Genomic DNA, 22,586 nt, shown 5'->3' on the forward strand with positions numbered 1-22,586 from the left:
TTATCCAGTCACCGTCAGGACGTCCTCAAGCCAGCTGGCCGGGATCGCAGCCTGCGCCCGTGCCAGCTGTTGTTCAGCCACCAGCGCTTTTCGCTGTGCAACCACCACTCCCGGCTCCCGGGTAAATGCCCGTTGCTGTTCCCCACCCGGCAGTTCCGGCAGGGGTTCACGGGTGATCCTGTCCAGCACTTCAACCTGCAGCGATCGTACAGCGCCTGTCGCGGCCAGCCCTGCCAGCTTTCCGGTCAGACTCTTTTGCCTGAAACTCAGCACAACACCCGTGGTCAGGGTGGCAAACCCGATAAGGTCTCCGGCTATCACCAGCGGTGACAGGGACTTATTACATTTGTCGCTGAAATAAATCATCCGGTAGCGGAAGTAGCCGCCCCACATCTCGCGCGTACCCAGCGCCGCGTGCATAAACCAGGCTCGCGAGTCATGCACCTGGTCGTCGAATAATGCCCTGACCAGCCCGGCAGGCTGCTGCGCATTACTGGCCTCACCGGCGGCAGGGAAAAGGACTGCCACACGCGCGTCTCCGTCCGCTTTCATTCGCCGGTATTCCCCGGGTTCATCATCGGTATTGAGCACGAAGATCATCGGCTGCAGCACGGTATCCAGCACCGCCTGCGCCAGGTTCTCAGGAATACGGTAGCCGTCGTGGTAATCCTTACCGAACTCCTTTGCCGCTTCAAACAGCTGGGTCTGCGCCATATCCGGGTCGAAATCCTTGATGCCCGGATAGAGCACAAGCTCATCTATCTTGTCGGCGGGCTGTTTTGCTATCTGGTCCTGACGCTTTTCAAGCACTTTTTTCTGCTTTTCATCCCGTGCGTCTTCTGCCGCCTTACGCGAGGCGGGCAACGCTTCGGTATTCTTGGCGCCCTGGTAGAATGGCGTTTTCAGCATCGAACCTCTGGCATAGCGCTCAATACGCCAGGCGGTGATCCACGCAATCTGGTTTTCAACGACGGTTTCCAGACTGCCGCTGGCACGCGGTGGTTCGTATTCACAGGCCTCTTCAGGCGTGATTTTTTCTGGTGTGGACAGATTCAGGGTAAGTTCGCGCCAGGCGTTGAATCTTGATATCAACTCCGGTGCGACGACAAAATCTCTAACTTGCTCAGCATCAAGAGCGCGCCAACTGTCCTTTGCTAAACTCTCCGGTAAACTGGATTTATTGACTTTCAGTGGTGCGCCAGAAGAAAAAGCGTTTGAATACAGGTCATGCAACACTATTTGCGACAGCAAATACCCATCATGCTCAGCATTCGCTTTCCCCTGATCCCCCGGCGGATAACCGCCCCCCAAATCCGAGTGCATCCCCGGGTAAACCACCTCGGTGGCATAGGGCGGATACTTGCCGTCACCCCGGCGCACCGAGTCCAGCGGGAAGCAGAGACGCTGCTCATGCCCGGACACCAGATGCACGCATTTTTTTATCAGCCCGCCATAGGTTTCATCGTCCGGCAACTCCATCGTGTCATCCGCCCAGGACATATGCCCCTCAGCAATCGGCACCACGTGCGCTATCCCGACTGAGGCCACGGTATCCAGCAGCCCGAGAAACTCCACGCTGATGGGCAACTGTAACTCACCTATCTGCAGGCACTGCGGGGGTTTTTCGCCTTCCGCTGCCGGTGGAGGCAGTAACTCACTCAGCCAGCGCACAAAGGCGCGCGCCGCCGCCGCTCCGCGGGAAAAACCGTAAACGTACAACTTGATGCCCAACAGCTTGGGTTTACCCGGCTCCGGCTGAGTAATCAATGGCTTCAGCTTCGGGGCTAACTCATTCAGTAAACGGCTGAACTCTTCATAACGATTGTGACTGCCGCCAAACCACAGACGGTTCCAGCTGGTGCCCATTTTGCCGATGGACTGACGACTCTCCGCGGTAGTCAACCATTTTTCAGTGGAGGTAAACTTCAGTACATCAATAATGCGCAGCAACGCCCAGTTAATCCGCTCCTCACCTTTAGTGGCACCCACCAACCCCATAGTGGAATAGTCCGGATCGTTCACTTCCGGGAACGGGGTCCCCACGCCGGGCATATAGAACTTAAAATATTTCCCCTCACCGTCTTCCGCATCATCTAACAACGTGCTCTGGCCGTCTGTTGGCACCCCGCCCGCAGTACCGGTACCGATGGTGGCACGAAACAACCGCGCGATATTGGTCGGATGCTTCGGGTTAGACAGCAGCAGGTCATTGTTCAGGTTATTCCCCGTACCGTCGAAAAACAGGCTGATATGCAGCGTCTTGCAGCACGGCGGCTCCACGCGTCGTCCGGCCGCCAGACACAGTTCCTGGCGGTAGAGCCGCTCCGCGCTATTCTGCTGATGGCAGCTTTGCCCGACCTGCAGCGCCTGCGTAGGAAGACGCCCCTGGGCCGGGAACGGCGGTGGTACCCAGGCTAAATCGGTTTCCGTTACTTCGGACATACTTTGGGCTCCTTCATCCTGATGGGCTCTTTAATCGGGTAGTTGGCATTTCTCGGTGACCAGCAACTGGTCGTCACCTTCACGTCATCACAGGGCAAAAAGTGCACCGTGATACCGCAGACATCCTGGCCGTTATAGTCGGGAACCGGGACGGTTTTGCTGTGCTGACGATGACTGGCTTTGATTTTTTTTTCCCATTCCAGATACTTCTCCCATTTTTCGTACCCTGGGAAACCTTCTGTTGATGACTCCCCACTTTCCCAGTCAATACGTACTGTCATACCCGGAGTCCAGCGGGCGGGCACGCTGTAGCAGCAGCCGCCACCGCCGCCCTGGAATGGGCCAATAATGTCGATGCCCGACTGGTTATCAACACTGAAGTGGTTAATCGCCCATTTGGTGTGGTTGATGGCTTTAATGGTTCCGCCACCACCGCCTCCGGCCTGAGCGGCAGGCTGCGAGCAGCCGGTTAACAGCAGCAGCCCCGCCAGCAGCGGACTTAAGAATGGGTGTTTCATCTGACTTTCCTTGTATGAAAAGAACATCTACAAAAGGAGGTTGTGACGACGGGTAAAACGGTTTCTTTTCACCATCAGTTCTGTACTGATGTGGAAAACCACTTTTTTATGACCCAGGCCTCGCGTGCTTCATCCAGAATAATGCCCTGGTTGGTTGCCTCCACCATGTCCTGGTAACAATCAGAAAAAAGTGCCTGTTGTGATGAATACCTGCCCGCTGGCGGTGCACAGTGCGACAGGAGGGTCATGACATCACATACGCACATCAGATGCTCAAGCTGGCGATCGCTTAGGTCAATTTTGTTAGGTTTTTCATCGCGGGTCTGGGGCGTACCACTACCTTTTATACCTCTGGCATTACCATCCATATCCTGCCATGCCCAGAACAGCACAGGGCGCAATAAAGGCCTTTGCTGTTCCTCACTGAGTACGTGCGTAAAAAGCACAGGGAAAATCCGCGTATCGTAAAACCGTAAAATTCCGCTCCGTCCCTCCTGCAGAATATCCATATACTGAGTGAGCCAGCCAGCCAGGGCAGAAAAAGGCCAGTGTGAGCACAACAGCAGCAACGGAGCCTGAACGGCAACCTGCTGACTCATGTCCTTCAGCCACTGCAACTGCTGAAGATCATCAAGTCTAATGCGTGCAACCAGCGGAGCATCATCGACGATAAACGCTTCCGGAAGCCCGTGATAAAGTGACTGCCACTCCACCGACAGTGCATTCAGTGCCGGAATAACGCTGAAATCCAGCCCTGCCTGATCAACGATAATATCAAGATAATCAGTTCCGGAAGACCGGCAGGTAACAGCGACTTCTTCAATCCATTTCGCGGTCATTTATGCCTCCCTGGGTACAAAACCCTGCGCCAGTTCCTGAGCTTTTTTAAGACATTCTTTACATACTGATGCCGGCAGTTCTGGCATAGGAAAATCCTCGCTGGCTGGCCCCTGCAAATCGTGCAGGCCTTTTAGGCTGATTAATCCCGGACCATGAATCTGTACTTCCCCTTGTGGTGTGAGACGAATATAAGCACCTCCACAGCCCAGAGTGATGCCATTTTTAGCCGTCAATTGCAGGTGCCCCTGTGTTGACTGGACGATGACATCTTTAAGGGAAGTCAGCGACAGCACATCGCCGTGCGACTCAATTTCCAGCGGGCCTTTGGCGGAGACCAGCCGCATACCTTCCTGCTGGGCAAGCATTGAGACAGTCTGGCGCGCGTTCACCGAATAACGCTGCGCCGCGCTGATATTCACCTCACCCAGGCTCTGCAAGTACAGTCCTTCACCGCTGTGTACCACGGTAGTTTTCGGCGTGACGGTGGCGATACCTTGCGGTGCAGACATGAGCAAAGCCGGCCCTTTAAGCTCAATGGCTTCTGAAACAAACTTTCTCAGCGGCTCACTATCCGGAGCAACGTTATGGTGAGTCTGCGTAATAGCTCCCCACCCCGTCACCTGATTCACCGCCCCTTTCAGCAGGCTGATGGCCTGCTCCATCGCCAGCACATTCCCCTGCGCCTTTGCCTGGCCGTCCGCGCTGATGAAAATGCCCTTCTGCGCGCGTATCGCCCCCCACCCGTCGGTTCTCAGCTCAAAACCTTCGCCGCGCTTTTGCCGCTCGCTGTCCACCAGATGGCCGAGGTTCAGTTGGCTCTTGCCGCCGTACTCGGTGCTGACCTTGATGTGCTCTTTCCCCCTCTCATCGTCGAGGCGGATTTTGTTGTTCGCCGGGGTGCGCAACACGTTGCGTTTATAGTTGCGGATGGTGACGTGATCGCCATGCGCTGAATCGTGCAGCACACCGGCGATGTACGGCCTGTCCGGGTTGCCGTCCTCAAAGCCAATCGCCACTTCGGTGCCCGCCAGCAACGGCAGGTGCAGGCCGTAAGTGTCGCCGGCATAGGGGCGGGACTGCCGCACCCACAGGCTTTCAAAGCCGGTTTCCCAGTTATCCCGGTCAAACAGCATATTGACGCGATAGCGCCCGTCTTTATCGATATGGCCGTAGGTGTCATTTTCGGTGGTGCTGGTAACGCGCGCAGGCAACGTGCCCGCCATCACCGGGCGTGAGCCTGGCTCCGGACGAAAACTAAAATCAGTGCTGTCCGGTATCCCCTCAAAATGCACCCCAAAATCTTCATCACGCCTTGCGTGAGTGTGCATGCAGGTAATAACAACGCCCTGACTGAACACGTCTGCCACTTCGTACCCGCCGGTGACTTTCAGTACCTGACCCGGAGAGAGAGTCGGGCAACTGGTAATGGCATGCGTCTGCGTCTGGCCATTCAGATAACGCTCATGACGAATGCGGGCAAAAAAGGCTCCGGACTCCGGGGCCGGATTGCGGTCATAGGTACTGCCCGGTGTCAGATAGTTATCCGCATAGTGATAGGCATCACCGTAGGTGGTGGCATCCCCGCGGGTCGCATCGATCTGGGTGTTCATGTCCTCAGTGGCCTGGCGATAGTTGTAATCACGGGTGCTGACCTGCTTCTGCACCACGTTATGATGGCTCTCCATGCCCCAGACCGAGTCCACGCCTTTAGAATGCTGTCCTGATGGCGGAACCGATGGCAGCGTCAGGCCTTTTTCATACCCCTGCTGACCGTCATAAAACTCCACGACGTCGATGTTCAGGCGCGTATCAGTGGTAAAGCGGAACCAGATGCCCACCTCACCCAACAGACGGGTAATAAAGTGCAGGTCATCCTCGCCGTACTGCATCACCTGCTCACGACGCGGGTACTCTTTTGAGAGTGAGAACAGAAAATCCTGACCGCGCATGTTGTGACGCTCGCGCAGAATTTTTTCCACGATTTGTGGGACCGACATATCCTGATAAATGGCGTTCTGATGCGAACGGTCAAGCAGCGCCAGGCGTGGCTGGAGTGTCAGGGCATAGTGGGTTTCATCCTTTGAGGTGTTGAGGCGTTCAAAGCCGCTCACCACTCCCTGAAGGGTGCGCACGGCCTGTTGCATTTTGATGCCGTAACCCTGGTCTACCGGGGCCTGCAACGTCAGGGAAGCTGCTTTCATCAGCATCATTTCTTTGCTGATGGCATGATCAGCGCTTGTGAATTCAATACGGTAGCTGAAGGGAAGGCTCAGGGCCTCGTCGCCCTCAAAGACCAGTACGTCCAGCTCCGGCTCACATCCCTTCACCGACAACTGGTGATGGTTGTGGCTGAATCTTATCGGGAGATGACTGCTCATGCGTGCACTCCTTGTATACGGTCAAACTCCAGCCCGATCCCCTCTTCCTCACTCCAGCTAAGGCAAAGTGACTGTGGTTTCTGTTTCGCCGCCATGTGGGTCAGCAACTGCTGACTCAGCACCGGCAGAATTTGCTGATTAAGCAGGCTGTCGACGTTGCGTGCGCCGGTGTCCGGCAGCAGGCACGCCGCGGTCAATGCATCAAACAGGTTTTCATCGATATGGGTAGTGAGGCCATAGTGGCGGAGCAGACGCTGGCTGACCTGACCGAGCTTCATTTCAACAATGGTGTGCATGGCCGGCTCACTCAGGGGACGATAAATCACGGTCTGGAATCGGGCCAGCAACGCAGGCTGGAAGTGGTCGCGTAAAATTGGGCGCAGCAGTTCGTGCAGGTCGCTTTCGCTGGCGTCCGGCTGTTCATCCAGCAGCTGCATGAGGTGGTCGCTGCCAAGGTTCGAGGTCATCAGAATAACGGTATTACGGAAGTCGATTTCACGCCCTTCACCGTCGCGCATAAAGCCGCGGTCGAACACCTGATAGAACAGGTTCATCACGTCCCGGTGCGCTTTTTCCACTTCATCCAGCAGTACTACGCTGTACGGACGTTTGCGCACGGCTTCCGTCAGAATGCCGCCCTGGCCGTAACCCACGTAACCCGGTGGTGAGCCTTTCAGCTGCGACACCGTGTGCGGCTCCTGGTATTCGGACAGGTTGATGGTGATGAGGGATTTCTCGCCACCGTAAAGCACGTCCGCCAGCGCAAGCGCGGTTTCGGTTTTGCCCACGCCGCTCGGGCCCACCAGCAGGAACACGCCCTGCGGGCCACTTTCTGACGTCAGTCCGGTCTTCGCCGCGCGCAGGCGCTGGGCAATGGCATTCAGGGACATGTCCTGACCCACCACACGCTTACCGATTTCAGCGTCCAGGGTCAACAGTTCCGTCTGCTCGTCTTTCATCAGCGAGGAGAGCGGCACGCCGGTCCAGTCGGCAATCACGTTTGCCACGGTGCGAGTGTCCACGTCCAGTGACAACAGCGGCGTATTACCCTGCAGCGCTGACAGCTGGTTTTGCAGATTGGTGATGTCGGCCTGGCGGCTGATGTCCTGGCGCACTTCCAGCAATTGCTCTGTCAGGCTCAGTTCGCGACCGTACTGACTTTCCAGCTCGTCGAGTTCGACAATCAGGTCGTTTTGCTGCTGTTCAATTGCCGCCAGACGTTCACCGTGATGGTTGTTGCCAAGCGCGATATCTGCCAGCTGCGCCTGTTTTTCAATGTCCAGCGCGGTGAGCCGCGCGCGGTACTGGGTCAGCGCTTCCGGTACGGTATCGAGGCTCATGCGCACGCGGGCGCTCGCGGTATCCAGCAGGTCAACCGCCTTGTCCGGCAACTGGCGCCCGGTCAGGTAACGACGCGAAAGCGTGACGGCGGTGCGCACCGCATCATCGGTGATATGTACACCGTGGTGCTCAGCGTAGCGGGATTTCAGGCCTCTAAGCATCAGGCAGGCGGTATCGTCATCCGGCTCGTCTACTTTCACCATCTGGAAGCGGCGCTCCAGCGCGGCATCGCGCTCGAAGTACTGTTTGTATTCGGACCAGGTGGTCGCAGCAATGGTACGCAGTTCACCTCGGGCGAGAGCCGGTTTCAGCAGGTTGGCGGCATCCGCGCCCCCCGCCTGATTGCCCGCGCCGATAATAGTGTGCGCTTCGTCGATAAACAGCAAAATCGGCACAGGCGACTGCTGCACGGCATCGATGACGTTTTTCAGACGCTGTTCGAATTCCCCCTTCACGCCCGCACCAGCCTGGAGCAGGCCGAGGTCGAGGGTACGCAGCACGACAGTTTTCAGGCTTTCCGGGACGTTGCCTTCTGCAATGCGCAGCGCCAGCCCTTCCACCAGCGCGGTTTTGCCCACGCCCGGTTCGCCGACCAGGATCGGGTTGTTCTTGCGGCGACGGGAAAGAATGTCCACCATCTGGCGGATTTCCGTGTCGCGACCAAACACCGGATCAATCTTGCCCTCTTTCGCTTTGGCGGTGACATCAAGGGTGAATTTATCCAGTGCGTTCTGCAGAGCCGGGCTCAGTTCGCCTTCTTTTACGCCTTCTGCGCCGACAGGGCGCCCGACAAACACCACTTCCCCGCCGTGGCTCTGTGCCAGTTCAGCTTCCTGCTGCACTTCTGGTCGTTCGTCGGACTGTGCATCGAGTAACGGGCGCAGGCGCTCAAGCTGGCTCTGCCCTAGGGTCAGCAGTGGCCACAGACCCTCGCAGCGCACCAGGTTCTGTTTTTCAACCAACGCCATCAGTAGATGCACACTGCGGATGTGCTCTTCGCCGCTAAGGGAGGCAATCAACCAGGCCTCCTGCATCAGCGTCTGAATGCTGTCTGAAAGCTGCGGGCGGCTGCGAATAGAGCGAGGAAGTGTATCCAGCCAGCCCAACAGAGCCTGCCAAATGCTGTCCATATCCCACTCATAACGGCGCGCCAGCACCGTCAGGTCGCCCTCGCCCTGCTCCAGCAGTTTCATCAGCCAGTGCTCAGGCAAAATTTCCGCATGCGCGCGGGTCTGACAGAGCGAGGCTGCCCCTTCCATCGCACGGGCACAATAAGGGTTCAGACGTCGCAGCAGGATGGCTGGATTTTCCATGACTTTCTCTCTTTGTCGGTTCCTGGACACGCTACCGCCCATCGCTGTTTTCGGTGAAGGGGACCAAAGCGCATGCGGTCGGGCTGGCAGATTGTGGGTTTCTTTGCTGAGCGCCCGCACGGCAGGCGCTCAGCAAAAAACAAAAAAGCGGACAGAGAAGCTCTGCCCGCTGGCGACTTAGGCAGTGGCGCGTTCGTTCCAGGAATCGGAATGAATGATGTTGCCGTCTTTGTAGGTCCAGGTGATTTTTTCGTAACGCAGCTCGATCTGTTCGAGGTGGTTATGCTTCTCGAAAGAAGGATCCTTGATGTCGTGCATCACCGGATTCACTTTCACCACTTTTACGTTTTCCAGTGTGGTGTTGAAGTACTCCACCTCCTGGCCCGCGTCGTTGATTTTGTACCACTTGAATTCCGCAGACTTGAGGGTCTGACCGGTGGTCACCGCCTTGTACAGGTACGGGCTGGACGAGTCGATTTCCTTGGTGAACAGAAACGGGGTGTGGATACGAGTGCCGGTCAGCTTGCCGGTGTTGTTATCGGTCGGGATGTACAGGTTATGCTCCTGAGCGACAACTTCGATGCTGCCTTCACGATCCTGAACGTCCACAGACCCTTTGATGTCCGCGCCGCCGTCGTCCTTCAGCCAAAGATAAACAGGAATTGCCATGGTGTTACTCTCCATTGTGTTGTAATGCGCCATCATCCTGAGAGGGCGCCGGGTGTTTGCCGGGTATCTGGCAGGCATTGGCCTGCGGTACCAGACTGATTTCGACACGGCGGTTGAGCGCACGGCCCTCCGGGGTGTCGTTGGTTGCGACAGGGCGGCTTTCGCCATAGCCCTGCACCGCAAAACAGCTTTCCGGCACGTCGCCGGTGTCGCGCATCCAGTTGCGCACCGCAGCGGCACGCTCGAGCGACAGCGTCTGGTTTAGTTTTGGATTGCCGGTGTTGTCGGTATGCCCGGCGACCACAATCAGCCAGCCCGGCTTCGCTTTGATACCCACCAGTGAGTTGACAAGCATTTTGGTGGAACCCGCTTTCAGCACGGATTTGCCGGAATCGAACAGCGACATGCTGTCGAGGCGGACAATTTTCGGTACCGGTTTAGGTTTCGGCTGTGGTTCAGGCGGCAGTGGTGGGGGCACATACGAACGGATCGCATCCAGCACCGGCATCCTCAAATGCTCCCCCTGATACAACCCCAGGCCCATCCGGACCGATACGCCATTGCGCGCGTGCTCATCCAGCTGCGCCGCATCGTCACGCAGGACGGCAACGGCATCGGCTTTTGCTCCGAAATCATGCATCGGGATACGGTCATAACGGGCAATATCAAAACTCACACGCTGCAACAGCTGGCGATTGTTCCAGCCACTGCTGAGCAGCGCAGCAATGGCCGCCAGCGTGAAAATCCCGAGCGCACAACGCAGCGTCCTGCCCCGCGGTGTCAGCCCCTGGCCTTCCGGCAGCAGCGGCAGAACAAAGTCAGGGAACAGTGACATCACCGTGCTGTCAGTGCCAACGGGCTGCCATCCGGCGACGTGTTGCATCGCGGTGTGGCGGGATAATGAGGCTGTCCAGAGGGATGAGGCCAGGCTGCCGGACAGAATGGGCCCAATTCCCCACAGCACGGCAGTCGGGGCAATGGCCGGGATATCCGGATTTTCATCCATGAAGACCGCTTTGACGTGATGGTGGAACCAGCTCATCAGGCTGTTCATTAGCACCTGTTGCTGCATCGCCATCGCCCCGCCGATGGTGACCCAGCTGGCAATCGAGCAGGGCGCCGACGATCCGCGCCTGACGCTGCCCCCTTCGCCAGGTATTGCCGCCTGCCAGAGCAGGTCGTTCATCATGGCGCTGCCTGCCTGACCGTTCAGAACCAGTGGCACGGAATGACCACTCTCCTTACGCACCTGGCTGATTTGCCAGCGCAGGGCCAGCAGGCGACTGGTCAGTGCTTCACGGTCTGCGTGCTTCTGAGGACAAACGCTGACCATTACCGACAGCTGCCGCCCCCAGTCCGGACGAAGCCATAACAGCTGACGCGCCACCTGCTCCAGGTCCTGATAGTCTTCCACCCGGATCCAGCACCCCTGGGTGACGGTCAGTACCTGAGAGTGCTCCGGCCAGGCCTGTGGCAGATCGCCGCAGACCAGGACCACCGGCTGGCGGTAAGTCGCATCAGGCAGATCGTCGGGGCACAACGCCGATTCATGCTCTGCACGGCGGCTGGCCACAATCCAGCACGCCAGAATGGCCCCCAGGGTTGCCAGCAGGATAAACACAGAGACCAGCCGGGAGAACGGCAGAAACCCCAGGCACACCACGGCGCTCAGCAGAGCGGCCCACAATGCCAGTCCGCGCTGTTGTGCAGGACTCATTTCACGGCTCCCGGTAGCAGGGTCAGCAGCGTTTGATCCAACCAGAGAGCCAGTCCCCACCAGAGCGCGGCGACTACCATCACGCTCAGGCCGATACGCACGGGCCATGACGCCAGCCAGCCTCCCATTCCACGCCCGGTGCGGCTTTCCGCCAGGACCGGGGGAGTCTGCGGATAGCTGAACGGCGTGACATGTTCATTGAGCGCGTTGACAAGTTTCTGGCGCTCCGGATCGTTCAGCGAGCGGAAACTGCCGAGGAACCCCAGCATCATGACCCGCTGAAAGCAGGTCACAACAGCATGGTCAGGTGCCGGTTCACGGAGCACATCACGCATCCGATCGCACAACGTATCTCCGGCATCCATGGTGCCGAGGAAGTGTCCCTGCAAAGGGATGTCATACCACTGCACACAGGCATCATCCTCCACACCGCGACCTTTGACGGCTTCATCAAGCAGCGCACACTGTGCAGTGAGAATATGCTGACAGCTGGCTTCATCGAGTTCGCTCGCTTTCAGCTCAAGCTGCACACGCTCAACATCAGCAATGCAGCTCTCCCACAGCGTGCGCCCTTCTCCATCCTGAAACATCGGACCGTGACGCAGGCTGATTACCTGCAGCCAGGTATCCTGCAGAAGGGCATCAATATCAATCGACGCAGCAGTGCTGCGTTTGGACTCACTCATGTTCTCAGTACCGCAAAGAGTTCAAGTTCAGGCTCGCCGAGCATGCCCGGAACGTAAAACATACAGGTCCCACCCTGGAGCATTTCGGTAGCCAGAGGATGAGAGACATCGAGGCTGAAATACTGGTTTTCCAGACGCAGTGGAATGGCGGCCGGCACATGACGCAGCGGCGTCAGCGGCACACCCACCCGTGAAGAATTGACGATACTCCTGACATGATCGGGACTGCCGATCTTGCACTGGCGGGGGAACTGTTCCTGCAGCTGTGCCACAGGCATCGGTGATCGTACGGAGAGGTAGTAATCCGCCCCTTCGCGCAGACGCGGGTCATGCAGACGGGCCTGCCAGAAGTGAAGCCTGGCATCATGCTCAAGCTCAATCGCTACCACCCGCGACGGCAGGCTGGCTTCCAGCAGGTCGCCCAGCAGGTCAAAGAGTGGCGGGAAGACGTTATTCAGTTGCTCATGCTGCCAGACAGGGATAGCACTCACCTGGTGTTCCAGCGAGAAAGTCAGCAGGCTGCCCGCTAGACGTGCCAGTTCCGAGTACAGACGCTCCGGTGGACTCTGCGGGTGACGCTGAAACTGTCCGAGCACAGGTTCTGCGCTGTTCAGGGCATTGAGTAGCCAGAACAGAGACACATCAGCCACGGCAAAATCGGCCATGCGCTCGTTACTTTCACGACGCATGTCCATCAGGCGACTCAGACGGGCACGCAGTTGCGTCATCAGCTGTTCCATCTGGGTCACCAGCCAGCGGCTGCCCTGCAGAGCCAGCAGTGGCGGAAGAAAGGTTTCATCGAGTGCCCAGCTCCCCTGTGAATCCTGCTGCAGACGGGTGACCGGACAGGTCAGATAATCACTGTTGTTCTGATGGGCGAAACGCAGAGTCAGCTCGGGCTGCATTACTGCAATCTGGCGAGTATCGTCCCCAAAGGTGTTGCGGACATCACGCCAGCGCTGACGATAACGCACAGGACGCTCGGCCACCTCATCGGGTTTAAGGCAGTTGCCGCCATTCGCCCGCAGCAGCGGAAGCGCCAGAACCACCACCACGTCCTGTGATTCACCTTCAAGCGCCAGCACCGGCGGCAGGTCATCGGCATTATCCGTGTCGATAAGCGTGCCGTCGGGGAAACGGATATGAAGGTGACGGGCCTGCAGGCGGCCCAGTTTCAGTGCATCCGGTTCGAAAGTGGCATCAATCATCCCCCAGGGATGGGAGAGGCCCAGTCGGGCGATGCATTCCGCAGACCAGGCCGCATAGGCGGCCTGTTGCTGGAAGTGCTGGGGAGAGACCATGATGCCCCTGCCCCATAACGGTTGTTCCGTTTTCATCGGCTTCCTGCCTTACTTTACGCTTTCGCCTTCGGCATCTGGGAAACCAGCGACAGATTGACATCCATGCCTTCCACCTGGAAGTGCGGTACGGCGTACAGCTTCACGCGGAAGAAGCCCGGATTGTCCTCAATGTCTTCCACCACCACTTTCGCGTCGCGCAGCGGGTGAGAGGCCTGCAGCTCGTCGCCCGGGTCGGTCATTTCGGTCACCAGACCGCGAACCCAGGTATTGAGCTCCAGCTCCAGCAAACGACGGTCCTTGGTGGTCCCGATGTTTTCACGCTGAATCAGCTTCAGGTAGTGCGCGATGCGCGACAGCAGGAAGATGTACGGCAGACGCGAGTTGATACGGCTGTTGGCCGTTGCATCTGCGGTGTCATACAGCGCAGGTTTCTGGGTCGAGTTCGCCGAGAAGAAGCAGGAGTAATCGCGGTTCTTGTAGTAGGACAGCGGGATGAAACCGAGGTTGGCGAATTCAAATTCGCGGGTCTCGGGGATCATCACCTCGGACGGGATCTTCACCTGATTACCAGTGCCCAGGTCATACAGATGGATTGGCAGATCCTGGACGGCACCACCGGCCTGCGGGCCACGGATTTGTACACACCAGCCGTTGTTGATGAAGCTGCGAACCATGTTGGATGCGAACGCAAACGAAGCGTTGGTCCACAGATATTTATCGTGGTCCGGGCCTTTCACTTCTTCCACGTAGTTGAAGCTACGCACCGGCACAGTGTCCGGGCCATACGGCAGGCGACCCAGCACGCGCGGCATCACCAGGCCGATATAGCGGGCATCGTCCGTCTCGCGGAAGGATTTCCACTTGATATACTCCGCACGGTCGAAGTAGTTACCAATGTCCTTGATGGCCGCAACTTCCTCCATTGAGTCCTTGAGGAAAAATTTCGGGCCGGCAGAGCCGATAAACGGCATATGCGCTGCGGCAGACACTTTTGAAATGTTGCGCAGCAGGGCGACATCCTGCGCAGACGCATCAAATTCGTAGGCAGAAATCAGCGCGGCAATCGGTTCTCCACCCGGTGTATCGTATTCATCGATATATGTATGTTTATACAGTCCACTCTGGATGATTTCCGGACTGTCTTCGAAGTCCTGACGCAGGTCTTCTTTTGACATATCCAACAGCTCAACCTTCACGTTCTGACGGAAATCCGTTTTGTCGACCAGGGATTTCACGCCGCGCCACAGGCTCTCCACCGCCTGGAATTCTTCGCTGTGCATTACCGCATCGAGCTGACGGCTAATCTGGTAGTCCAGCTCCGCGATATGATGATCAATCAGGTTTTTGTCGAGTTTTTCAACTTTTGAGCCCGCTTTCGTCAGGCACTCCAGGAACACCTGCATGCCGGCCGTTAAACGTTCATCCGCAGTCGCATCCGACATCGCCTGCGCGTCCTGCCAGATATCCAGCGCACTCAGCTCAGAGACCGGGTTCAGGTTGATTTTTTCAAACAGGGACGCATAAACACCACCCGCAGCAGGACGCTCCAGCACCACGCTTTCGCCACCAGCCGCATTCTCATTTTTTACCGACATCAGCATCTTCCTTTTTAATCCGTTAAATCATCGTGACCGTTATGACTGTTTAGGTGCGAGAGCAGACAGCTCTGAGCGGAGTTCTGCGCTTAATGCCGGGTCGAGCAGAATTTTTTCCAGCTCCTTTCGGAATGCCTGGTTATCCAGAAGGTTGGCCTTGAGATCACGGAGTAAATTGCGCATGGAAAGCATGGCCTTCAGCTGAGGGATTTGCCGGGAAACCTGCTCCGGGGTGAAATCCTTCATGCTCTGGAATGTCAGACTGATATTGTCTTCGCTGCCGTCATCAGCAAGCGTGTTTTTAACGGTCAGATTGACGTTTGGGGAATATTCGGATAACACTGAATCGAAATTATTCTTATTCAAATCAACCTTATGGCGCTCTGATAGCGGCGCAGACTCCTGGCCATTACTGAAGTCGCCCGCCACCAGCAATTTCAGGGGGAGCTCCGTTTTCTTGCTCGCTCCACCAGTATGCAAATCGAGTTTGAGATTAATACGCGCTTTAGGGATTTCGGACTGAAAGGAAGAGTTAGACATGGCTGTCCCTGTTCTACGGAGTAATAGAAACGGTCAATGCCACTGAGAAATAAATAAAGAATACTGAATATTGCCAGAACAACCGCCCCCGCTCACGCTATCCAACGCAAGTCAACAATCGGGGACAAAAGCGGGCACAATCCATTCACCAGCTAGCATGACGCGTGTTTTAAGCGTTTATCTGAAATCAAGGAATTCGGATAAATACCTATAGATGGAGTGTAGAAATATTAGGATTGCGATTGGAACACCTTAAATGTAACAAAATAATACAAATTAATGAGTTTAACAAAATAAGATCATCAGATTGATTTATCAGAACTTTCTCAGAATAACACCGCAATACGCATGGAATAAGGGCGCGCAGGAAATGATCAATTTGATAAGGGGACAATAAGTGCACAAAAAATCACCAATTGCGCGAAATATCTGATTTTTTATTTTTATCAAAAATGAGAGGCCGGGCATCACTGATGCCAATGAAAAATTGACCACTCGCCTGAGCCTTCACTCTCTTTATTACTCACTTAAATGATACTTATTACTTTCATCAAAAAAGGAAATGTCACAATTGAGCTTTATGTATGCCTCATACCCGTGCCAGTGATATGTGTACCTCAGGAACAACGCCGTTCAGGTTACGGAAAGAAGGGGTCGAACAGTGATGAAGTTTGCTACCAGGTTGAAAATGTTTGTCCTATTGCTCAGGTTGTAATGCGATCCAATTCGACTCCTGTATGACGGCAGGGAGAGCGTAGGTCTGGAAAACCTCTGTACATGCTGACAGGTTGCCCGTCACCAGAAACTCAACCGGCGCAACCAGTTTGCCCTCATCCGAAAATCCACCGGTCAGCGCCGACTTCCTTACCAGCAGTGCGGCTGTATCACCGTATTCTTCGGCCAGGGCTTCCTGGCCCCAGTCACCATCACTGACCACCGCATTGATCCATCCCTGTGATTTTAGTTTCTCAATGGCGAACGTCAGCCGATGCAGATCCGACTGCATAGGAACCGGCGCGCTGCAGGATCCCCACAGATATTCCAGTCTATGATGCAAGCTTGCGCTAAGACCTTTCTGGCGCCCCAGCGCCAGTAATCCCTCAATATCGGATGCTATCGCACGCGGGAACCTTTTTTGCTTATACGCCACAGCCAGCCAGCGCAGCAAAAATGCATGCGTGCTGAGCAGCGACAGCGCCTGACCTTCCTGCTGGGCGGTACGTAAGGCGACCAGAGCGCACCATGCAAAATGTGCCAGTACCGTGACGGTTTGTTCCGGGGGTAAAGTATCGTGAGTTTTTTTCATTCATGAATTATATCGGCGCCGCAGACATCGGGGAAGACCAGGTTAACTGCCCCCATTAATTAGAGGAGCCATTACTTTCCCGGACAAGTCCCCTCTGTTCTCGCTGTTACTAGTGGCTCTGCCATTGCCTTAACATGCGCGGTAAACTGGTTAAAGGAGGTTTCCCTGAGCAACGCGGTTGATAATCATCTGTGTTGTACTCGTTACGCCAGTGCAGACGGTACCACCCACCTTTTACCATGCGTCAACGATGATGACCTTAGGCTCCTGTAGTGCACTGTCGGTCAGTTGCGGGTTTCGCCTTGTACTCAGAGTATCGTGATTCATCAGCAGCACCATTTTTGCATTCTGGCACGCCAGCCACCTCCCATATCCAGCGTAACAGCGTCGGCGGTGAATTCTGGCATGCCCGCTGAAGCTGACGTGAATACTCGCCCGTTCGCTACCAGGTCTCTGCTTGACCGTGTAAAATCAACGCGTGGTAATCAGCCAGGGTTTCACGGTACGGCAGCACCAGCGTAAAGCTGAACGCCGCCAGTCGCGGATAATGGTCAACAGCCTGTTGCAGAAATGCGCGTGTGTTAGCGACATCGGCAGTATTACCACCAGATAGAACTGGTGAAAATTTGTTCATGAAATATGTTCCCAATAATGGATGAAAAATTGCTGATTTATTTAACGCAGTAGGAAGAAATGAAAACAAGCATGTACCTTGCACAAAAACCGGTCTGATGCTACCCCACCCGCTCCAATTTTGATTAAAAATCAATCAAGCATCTGAAGAGGAATGTTCACCGGCTACCGGTTAATGGAAGTTCAACCGGAGTTTTTCCGCACTCGTTTTGCTTACCGCTTTGCTTTATCCTGATGCGTATGTTCCTGATACAGTAAATTGAGTGATTACAATGAGTAACCTGAACAACTACCCGGTAGAAGCTTTTCCTTCGGTTTTACGTGATGTGATTAATGCGTTACATGAAGACACCCTTATTCCCATAGAAATGATTGGCAGCACAGTTCTGGCAGCATTATCTCTGTCCCTGCAACCTCTTATGGACGTGGCCTCTCCCTTCGGAAATAAAAAGCCAGAGCCCTGCTCTCTTTATTTTCTGACGCTCGCAAAATCCGGTGAGGGGAAAAGTCCCCTCCGTGAATTGCTCATGACCCCCTTCGATGAATTTGCTTCTGAGATGCACGAGGAATATGAAGATTTACTTGATGTCTACAAAAAAGACCATGCTATCTGGTCATCAAAAGAAAAAGCATTAAATCGTAATTATCAGAAAGCAGTAAAGAATGGTGGGGAGGATGAGGTTGAAGAACTTCTTCTGCGCGAGCATCAGGCTGCTGAACCGAAAAAACCCAGAGCGTTTGAAATGTTTTATGAAGATGCAACGCCAGAAGGTATCATTCAGGGACTCAGTGAATACCCCTACGCAGGTGTATTTGCAGATGAAGCTATTACCTTCTTTACCGGCCAGTTAAAAAACAACCTCGGATTACTCAATAAAATATGGAAAAACGAACCTCTTTCGCTCTCACGTAAAAAAGAAGGCACTGTCCGTCTTAACGCATATCTGACATTTCTTCTTATGGTTCAGCCTGAAGTATTTGAAGAGTATCTGGAAAGACATGGAAAAAAAGCTGTATCTAGCGGATTCCTTGCCCGTTTTTTATTTACAGAAACAGTAAGCACTATAGGCCAAAGAAGAATAAGCCTGAACCAGGATAATTCAAGACAAGCACTGGGCAACCTATTCACTCATTTAAATAAATTTTTGAAAGAGCAAAAGGAACATTTTTACGACACCAGCAAATCTAAAAAGACACTAACATTAACTGAGGATGCTAAAAAATTATTTGAAGGGAAAGTAAGCCAGTATCAATTGAATATATCCCAAAACCAGTGCTGGGAGCACATCCCGGAATTCGTGTCTAAAGCAGGCAGTCAGGCAATACGCATGGCCGCAATTTTTGATTGTTATTCTGAAAGTGATATATCAGAACAATATTTAAAGAACGCATTTACGGTTACTGAGTGGCACCTTAATCAGGCAGCCAGGTATTTTTATAAACTAAGTGCGCAGTATCAACTTCAGCAGGACGTATACCTGTTGTACGACTGGATAAAAAATCGCTTTGCTAATCCGACAGGTGTCATGAAAGTCACTAATTTTCAAACAGGGCAAGTGACTAATGTAAGACTTAATCCCTGGCAGCCGTTCTTAAAGAATGAACTGGAGACACATGGTCCCTCCAGACTCAGAAGAATTGAACGTTTAACACCTGCACTCAACCAACTCATTCAGCTCGGTCTGATTGTCACAATATGCTACCCACCACAACGTGCCATTTATATTGCCATGGCCGGTACGAATATGAATGGTTATATTTGTGCAAACAACCCATTCTTCGCAAACTTCATTGCGGTTGAATACAAAAATAATGCCACCACACCGCTAAGTGGTTATGATTCCACTAGGCTGCAATGGTAGTGATTGTTGCTACAATGTTCAAAAAACATTGGTGTCGTATGTGGAGTCCATTCGTCCGGTGAGATTCTGCTGATGACCGGAAGCCAGCCAAGGAAGGAGAGTTTTTTCATTACAGCCTGCCAAAGTTGCTAAAATTCACTCCTTTAGCAACTTTAGCTGCACCATTAGGAAGATAAGGTACACCACATGCACAGAATTTACACAATGGTAAACCGCAACACATTACGTCAACGTTGGCTTAAGTGACTGTTATACCATGCCAAATTGTTATGGAATTGTTATCATGACTCACAAAAAACCACTGGTGAGTTAAGTGCTTTTTATCTGCAGTATTGGACCAGTGATTATTTAACTCACTATCATCGCTGAGTTAACACCCTCCGTCGTTTATTCTCGAAATTCAGTTTAGTTTATTCAAAAAAGCTGTAACCGAGAACCTGCAAGGTGAATATAAAACATTCGCACAGGCTCTCATTATAAATACACAAGAATAATTAGCGTATACCTTTCTATAAAACCTTAACAACCCTGATAACAAACAGAGTTACTTAAATATTTAAAATTCACACGAGAGTTTATGGGGAAGTTAATTATACAATGCGCACATCAGGATGCATTATGCACGGGACTCGGCAATACGTTTCTGAACCCAGCCCTCAACCTCACTTTTAAGCCAGCGCGAACTACGCCCCAGTTTAATCGGCTTTGGGAACAAACCATCCTGTATTAACTTGTAAAACCATTTATCACTGCACCCGGTATATTCCGTAATGAATGCCATGTCGACCATCTTATCACTGAGCAGGCTTTGGGTTGTATCTGTCATGACGATATCTCTCTGTCTTAAGGGAATGAAAGACAGGAACACCAGTAGCGATAGATTTATCGTTAATCTGGTACTCCGTCATAACATTCCCTTCGCCAGTAGAAAAATACCTATTACGTCATCAGTACTGACTGCAGCCAAAGTTACGTTGACCATCTGAATTGTCTTTGCTGTAGTCCTTGGCAAGATAGTTAAGCCTGTCAGTGGCATTGGATAACTGAGCCATATAGTCATTGTGTTTTTTACTCAGGTGGTAGTAGCAATTAGCCGGAAACTCCACCAGAGGATAATACTGCTGATGGTTAGCCACGGTATTCAACCCCAGCGCCCTTACCCAGGCCTCCATAATCATCATGGCCAGATTATGGGTATATTCCCCATTCGTGTGGGTATAACTTCCTGGATAAGCATACGCTTCGCGATTAAAGAGTAAGGCCACGTGATAATGTTTCTTACCAAGCTCGTTAAACTCCCTTGCCCAGATATGTCGAACACGGCATGGATGAACTCGTTTACCTGCATGTTGTTTTTTCAGTAAGTCAGCTTCAATCTGTGCTTTTAGGGAAACAACGAAACGGGTGACTATACCTGAGTCGTTCTTATAGGAGCCTGTTTCAATCTCAGGTAAACGAAGATCTACCCTCAGGACCATTACGCGGGGATATTCATTCAGGGCTTTAGTGATAGTTTCCTGAATACGTTTAACGTAATTCTTATTCAGTGTACCGTAGCTGTTAATATTCATGGGTAATGACCTTATGTGAGTGAGTTTGTTCAATAGGATATACACAGACAGTAATAAATTACTTTCTGACAGGTAGATTAATATCAGGGATATGAGAGAATTCGAATGGGTGTTATTGATGTGACATCAGGCATCGTCTTATAGATTGAGTATGTCCATTGAGCTAGTGAACCATCTGATATTACACATACCTAATACGCTTATTAATATACTCATGCAAACACTAACAAGTGTATCCATATTAATATATTACCAACCCGACAAGTATTGACGTATATTTATAGAAAAATACAATAGAAGAAGAAAACACTTTAACTCCGTGTTTTTACATCAGATAATTGTTTGTTTTTACTCTCAAGTTAGCACTCGTTTCACATATAATAGTCAGCTAAAAACTGGTCTGTTACACCTGCTCTGTATTCCCCCAAACGGTCCTCTTAACAGGAACAACTCACGTCCCTCAAAAATTACATTCAAAAAAATTTTAGACCTATATTACCAATGTGAGAACGGCAGCAGAAATGCTGCCGTTTTGTTATTTCACTCACGGAGGTTAATGTGTCCGATAAAACTGAACAGGGGCTTGATGCCCTGAAGCAACAGCTGTCTCTCCTGCCCGAAACACTCTCCCGCACCATACTGAACCGCATCCGCCAGCACATTCATTACGAACCGGTGATTGGTATCATGGGTAAAACTGGTGCAGGAAAATCCTCGCTCTGTAATGCCCTCTTTCAACAGCCACTCAGCCCGGTCAGCGATATACAGGGCTGTACCCGCGAACCGCTTCGCTTCACGCTCGATATCGGCGGGCGCCGCATGACACTGGTCGATCTGCCCGGTGCCGGTGAATCTCTGGACTATGACCGTGAATACCGGCAGCTGTATAAAGAGCAGTTACCGACGCTGGATCTTATCCTCTGGGTGATGAAAGCGGATGACCGGGCCTGCGCCACGGATGAAGCCTTCCACCGGTTTCTGCTCAAATGTGGCGTCTCACCAGGCAGCATTGTCTTCGTCATCAACCAGGCCGACAAGGCGGAACCGTCGCTGGAATGGGACAGGGAAGCGTGTCTGCCCTCCACCGGCCAGTTGCTGACGCTGACCGCCCGAAGCGCAGCCATCTCACGGCAGTTCTCCTGTCCTTATCCTGTGCATGCGGTGTCAGCCAAAACCGGCTACAACCTGGCCCGTCTGGTCGAAACCATGATATTTGCCCTGCCCCCGGAGGCCAGCAGCGGCGTTTTTCGTCAGGTCAGGGAAGAGCACCGGACTACGGAGGCAGAGAGTACCGCCAGAAAGGATTTTGGCGATCTGCTGGGTGAGCTGTTCGGTCGGATAGTGGACGCCATTCCGCTGCCAAAGCCGGTCCGTGAAGCACTGGGCACGATCCGCGACGGCATTGTGAATGCCGCTTCTGCGCTGTGGCACTTACTTTTTTGAGGTGGTGGAAATGATACTCAGGACACTGACATGGCCCCTGTTACGCATGCTGCTGCGCTATATCCGAAGACGGGTGGTTAACAGGATCCTGGATTATTGCCGGCGCGCAGGCTGGCCGGAGAAAGAGATCCACAGCGTCCGTTGGGCTTTCATCATTCTGTTTCGCCTCTTACTGCGATTACTGAGGGCGAGATTAATAAAACGCGATACTGCAGCCATCTTCCGCCCTGACAACGTATCCTGCTGACCGGCTTTATGACAGGGTATGACCACCTACCGCTCACCAGCTGAAAAATGTGAAATTATCCGCGTAAATTCAGTCAATTACTGTGGGAAAAATATTTCATCTTTTCTGTCGATCTCTCTCATCGCTGGTCATAACCTGTCCACCCCGTCTTGCATAATAACCGCATGAGTTATCTCGGTATTTT

General features: G+C 53.4%; 17 protein-coding genes. 2 read left to right on the forward strand and 15 right to left on the reverse strand.

Features of this window, described 5'->3' with window-relative positions; genetic code table 11:
• The 13 genes from BHU62_RS21400 to BHU62_RS25455 all read right to left on the reverse strand — a co-directional run bounded on the left by BHU62_RS21400 (position 1) and on the right by BHU62_RS25455 (position 17,280).
• Positions 1-2,442, reverse strand: coding sequence for a T6SS phospholipase effector Tle1-like catalytic domain-containing protein (locus BHU62_RS21400; RefSeq protein WP_073534457.1), 2,442 nt, complete (start codon positions 2,440-2,442; stop codon positions 1-3).
• Positions 2,430-2,960, reverse strand: coding sequence for a T6SS immunity phospholipase A1-binding lipoprotein Tli1-KP (gene tli1, locus BHU62_RS21405; RefSeq protein ID WP_073534458.1), 531 nt, complete (start codon positions 2,958-2,960; stop codon positions 2,430-2,432). The genes BHU62_RS21400 and tli1 overlap by 13 nt, the downstream gene beginning before the upstream one ends.
• 74 nt (positions 2,961-3,034) lie before the next feature.
• Positions 3,035-3,799, reverse strand: coding sequence for a DUF4123 domain-containing protein (locus BHU62_RS21410; RefSeq protein ID WP_073534459.1), 765 nt, complete (start codon positions 3,797-3,799; stop codon positions 3,035-3,037).
• Positions 3,800-6,178, reverse strand: coding sequence for a type VI secretion system Vgr family protein (locus BHU62_RS21415; RefSeq protein WP_073534460.1), 2,379 nt, complete (start codon positions 6,176-6,178; stop codon positions 3,800-3,802).
• Positions 6,175-8,832 (reverse strand): type VI secretion system ATPase TssH, encoded by a 2,658-nt coding sequence (tssH, locus tag BHU62_RS21420; protein WP_073534461.1) that lies wholly within the window; start codon positions 8,830-8,832, stop codon positions 6,175-6,177. Before tssH ends, BHU62_RS21415 begins: the two co-directional genes overlap by 4 nt.
• 177 nt (positions 8,833-9,009) lie before the next feature.
• Entirely contained in the window at positions 9,010-9,501 is a 492-nt protein-coding gene (hcp, locus tag BHU62_RS21425) for a type VI secretion system effector Hcp (protein ID WP_073534462.1), read from the reverse strand.
• A gap of 4 nt (positions 9,502-9,505) precedes the next feature.
• Positions 9,506-11,218: an OmpA family protein gene (locus tag BHU62_RS21430; RefSeq protein WP_073534463.1), complete on the reverse strand. Its 1,713-nt coding sequence runs from the start codon at positions 11,216-11,218 to the stop codon at positions 9,506-9,508.
• The gene (gene tssL, locus BHU62_RS21435) at positions 11,215-11,904 is read right to left on the reverse strand and encodes a type VI secretion system protein TssL, short form (protein WP_073534464.1); all 690 of its coding nucleotides are present in this window, start codon (positions 11,902-11,904) and stop codon (positions 11,215-11,217) included. The genes BHU62_RS21430 and tssL overlap by 4 nt, the downstream gene beginning before the upstream one ends.
• Entirely contained in the window at positions 11,901-13,241 is a 1,341-nt protein-coding gene (gene tssK, locus BHU62_RS21440) for a type VI secretion system baseplate subunit TssK (protein ID WP_073534465.1), read from the reverse strand. The genes tssL and tssK overlap by 4 nt, the downstream gene beginning before the upstream one ends.
• Before the next feature lie 17 nt (positions 13,242-13,258).
• Positions 13,259-14,806, reverse strand: a complete 1,548-nt coding sequence (gene tssC, locus BHU62_RS21445; protein WP_073534466.1) for a type VI secretion system contractile sheath large subunit — start codon at positions 14,804-14,806, stop codon at positions 13,259-13,261.
• 33 nt (positions 14,807-14,839) lie between these two features.
• Positions 14,840-15,340 carry a type VI secretion system contractile sheath small subunit gene (gene tssB, locus BHU62_RS21450; protein ID WP_073534467.1) on the reverse strand — a complete coding sequence of 167 codons (501 nt, stop codon included), beginning with the start codon at positions 15,338-15,340 and terminating at the stop codon, positions 14,840-14,842.
• A 697-nt stretch (positions 15,341-16,037) separates the two neighbouring features.
• Positions 16,038-16,646 (reverse strand): DUF2913 family protein, encoded by a 609-nt coding sequence (locus BHU62_RS21455; RefSeq protein WP_073534468.1) that lies wholly within the window; start codon positions 16,644-16,646, stop codon positions 16,038-16,040.
• Between the two features lie 442 nt (positions 16,647-17,088).
• Positions 17,089-17,280 carry a hypothetical protein gene (locus BHU62_RS25455; RefSeq protein WP_236720699.1) on the reverse strand — a complete coding sequence of 64 codons (192 nt, stop codon included), beginning with the start codon at positions 17,278-17,280 and terminating at the stop codon, positions 17,089-17,091.
• A 271-nt stretch (positions 17,281-17,551) separates the two neighbouring features.
• On the opposite strand from BHU62_RS25455, the gene BHU62_RS21465 reads away from it, so the two are divergent.
• Positions 17,552-19,141, forward strand: coding sequence for a YfjI family protein (locus tag BHU62_RS21465; protein ID WP_073534469.1), 1,590 nt, complete (start codon positions 17,552-17,554; stop codon positions 19,139-19,141).
• A gap of 616 nt (positions 19,142-19,757) precedes the next feature.
• Here the strand turns inward: BHU62_RS21465 and BHU62_RS21470 are convergent.
• Both BHU62_RS21470 and BHU62_RS21475 read right to left on the reverse strand, forming a co-directional pair.
• The gene (locus tag BHU62_RS21470) at positions 19,758-19,967 is read right to left on the reverse strand and encodes a helix-turn-helix transcriptional regulator (protein ID WP_073534483.1); all 210 of its coding nucleotides are present in this window, start codon (positions 19,965-19,967) and stop codon (positions 19,758-19,760) included.
• A 121-nt stretch (positions 19,968-20,088) separates the two neighbouring features.
• Entirely contained in the window at positions 20,089-20,712 is a 624-nt protein-coding gene (locus BHU62_RS21475; RefSeq protein ID WP_073534470.1) for an inovirus Gp2 family protein, read from the reverse strand.
• A 558-nt stretch (positions 20,713-21,270) separates the two neighbouring features.
• On the opposite strand from BHU62_RS21475, the gene BHU62_RS21480 reads away from it, so the two are divergent.
• The gene (locus BHU62_RS21480; RefSeq protein WP_073534471.1) at positions 21,271-22,155 is read left to right on the forward strand and encodes a GTPase family protein; all 885 of its coding nucleotides are present in this window, start codon (positions 21,271-21,273) and stop codon (positions 22,153-22,155) included.
• Positions 22,156-22,586 lie beyond the last annotated feature (431 nt).

Source organism: Serratia marcescens, assembly GCF_001902635.1.
GTDB lineage: Bacteria > Pseudomonadota > Gammaproteobacteria > Enterobacterales > Enterobacteriaceae > Serratia > Serratia marcescens_F.

Excerpts from the sequence above, each read along its gene's own strand:
- tssH (WP_073534461.1), bottom strand. The coding sequence starts at position 8,832 with ATGGAAAATCCAGCCATCCTGCTGCGACGTCTGAACCCTTATTGTGCC.
- tssB (WP_073534467.1), bottom strand. The coding sequence starts at position 15,340 with ATGTCTAACTCTTCCTTTCAGTCCGAAATCCCTAAAGCGCGTATTAAT.
- BHU62_RS21400 (WP_073534457.1), bottom strand. The coding sequence starts at position 2,442 with ATGTCCGAAGTAACGGAAACCGATTTAGCCTGGGTACCACCGCCGTTC.
- hcp (WP_073534462.1), bottom strand. The coding sequence starts at position 9,501 with ATGGCAATTCCTGTTTATCTTTGGCTGAAGGACGACGGCGGCGCGGAC.
- BHU62_RS25455 (WP_236720699.1), bottom strand. The coding sequence starts at position 17,280 with ATGAACAAATTTTCACCAGTTCTATCTGGTGGTAATACTGCCGATGTC.
- BHU62_RS21410 (WP_073534459.1), bottom strand. The coding sequence starts at position 3,799 with ATGACCGCGAAATGGATTGAAGAAGTCGCTGTTACCTGCCGGTCTTCC.
- BHU62_RS21470 (WP_073534483.1), bottom strand. The coding sequence starts at position 19,967 with ATGACAGATACAACCCAAAGCCTGCTCAGTGATAAGATGGTCGACATG.
- BHU62_RS21465 (WP_073534469.1), top strand. The coding sequence starts at position 17,552 with ATGAGTAACCTGAACAACTACCCGGTAGAAGCTTTTCCTTCGGTTTTA.
- BHU62_RS21415 (WP_073534460.1), bottom strand. The coding sequence starts at position 6,178 with ATGAGCAGTCATCTCCCGATAAGATTCAGCCACAACCATCACCAGTTG.
- tssC (WP_073534466.1), bottom strand. The coding sequence starts at position 14,806 with ATGCTGATGTCGGTAAAAAATGAGAATGCGGCTGGTGGCGAAAGCGTG.
- tssK (WP_073534465.1), bottom strand. The coding sequence starts at position 13,241 with ATGAAAACGGAACAACCGTTATGGGGCAGGGGCATCATGGTCTCTCCC.
- BHU62_RS21455 (WP_073534468.1), bottom strand. The coding sequence starts at position 16,646 with ATGAAAAAAACTCACGATACTTTACCCCCGGAACAAACCGTCACGGTA.
- tli1 (WP_073534458.1), bottom strand. The coding sequence starts at position 2,960 with ATGAAACACCCATTCTTAAGTCCGCTGCTGGCGGGGCTGCTGCTGTTA.
- tssL (WP_073534464.1), bottom strand. The coding sequence starts at position 11,904 with ATGAGTGAGTCCAAACGCAGCACTGCTGCGTCGATTGATATTGATGCC.
- BHU62_RS21475 (WP_073534470.1), bottom strand. The coding sequence starts at position 20,712 with ATGAATATTAACAGCTACGGTACACTGAATAAGAATTACGTTAAACGT.
- BHU62_RS21430 (WP_073534463.1), bottom strand. The coding sequence starts at position 11,218 with ATGAGTCCTGCACAACAGCGCGGACTGGCATTGTGGGCCGCTCTGCTG.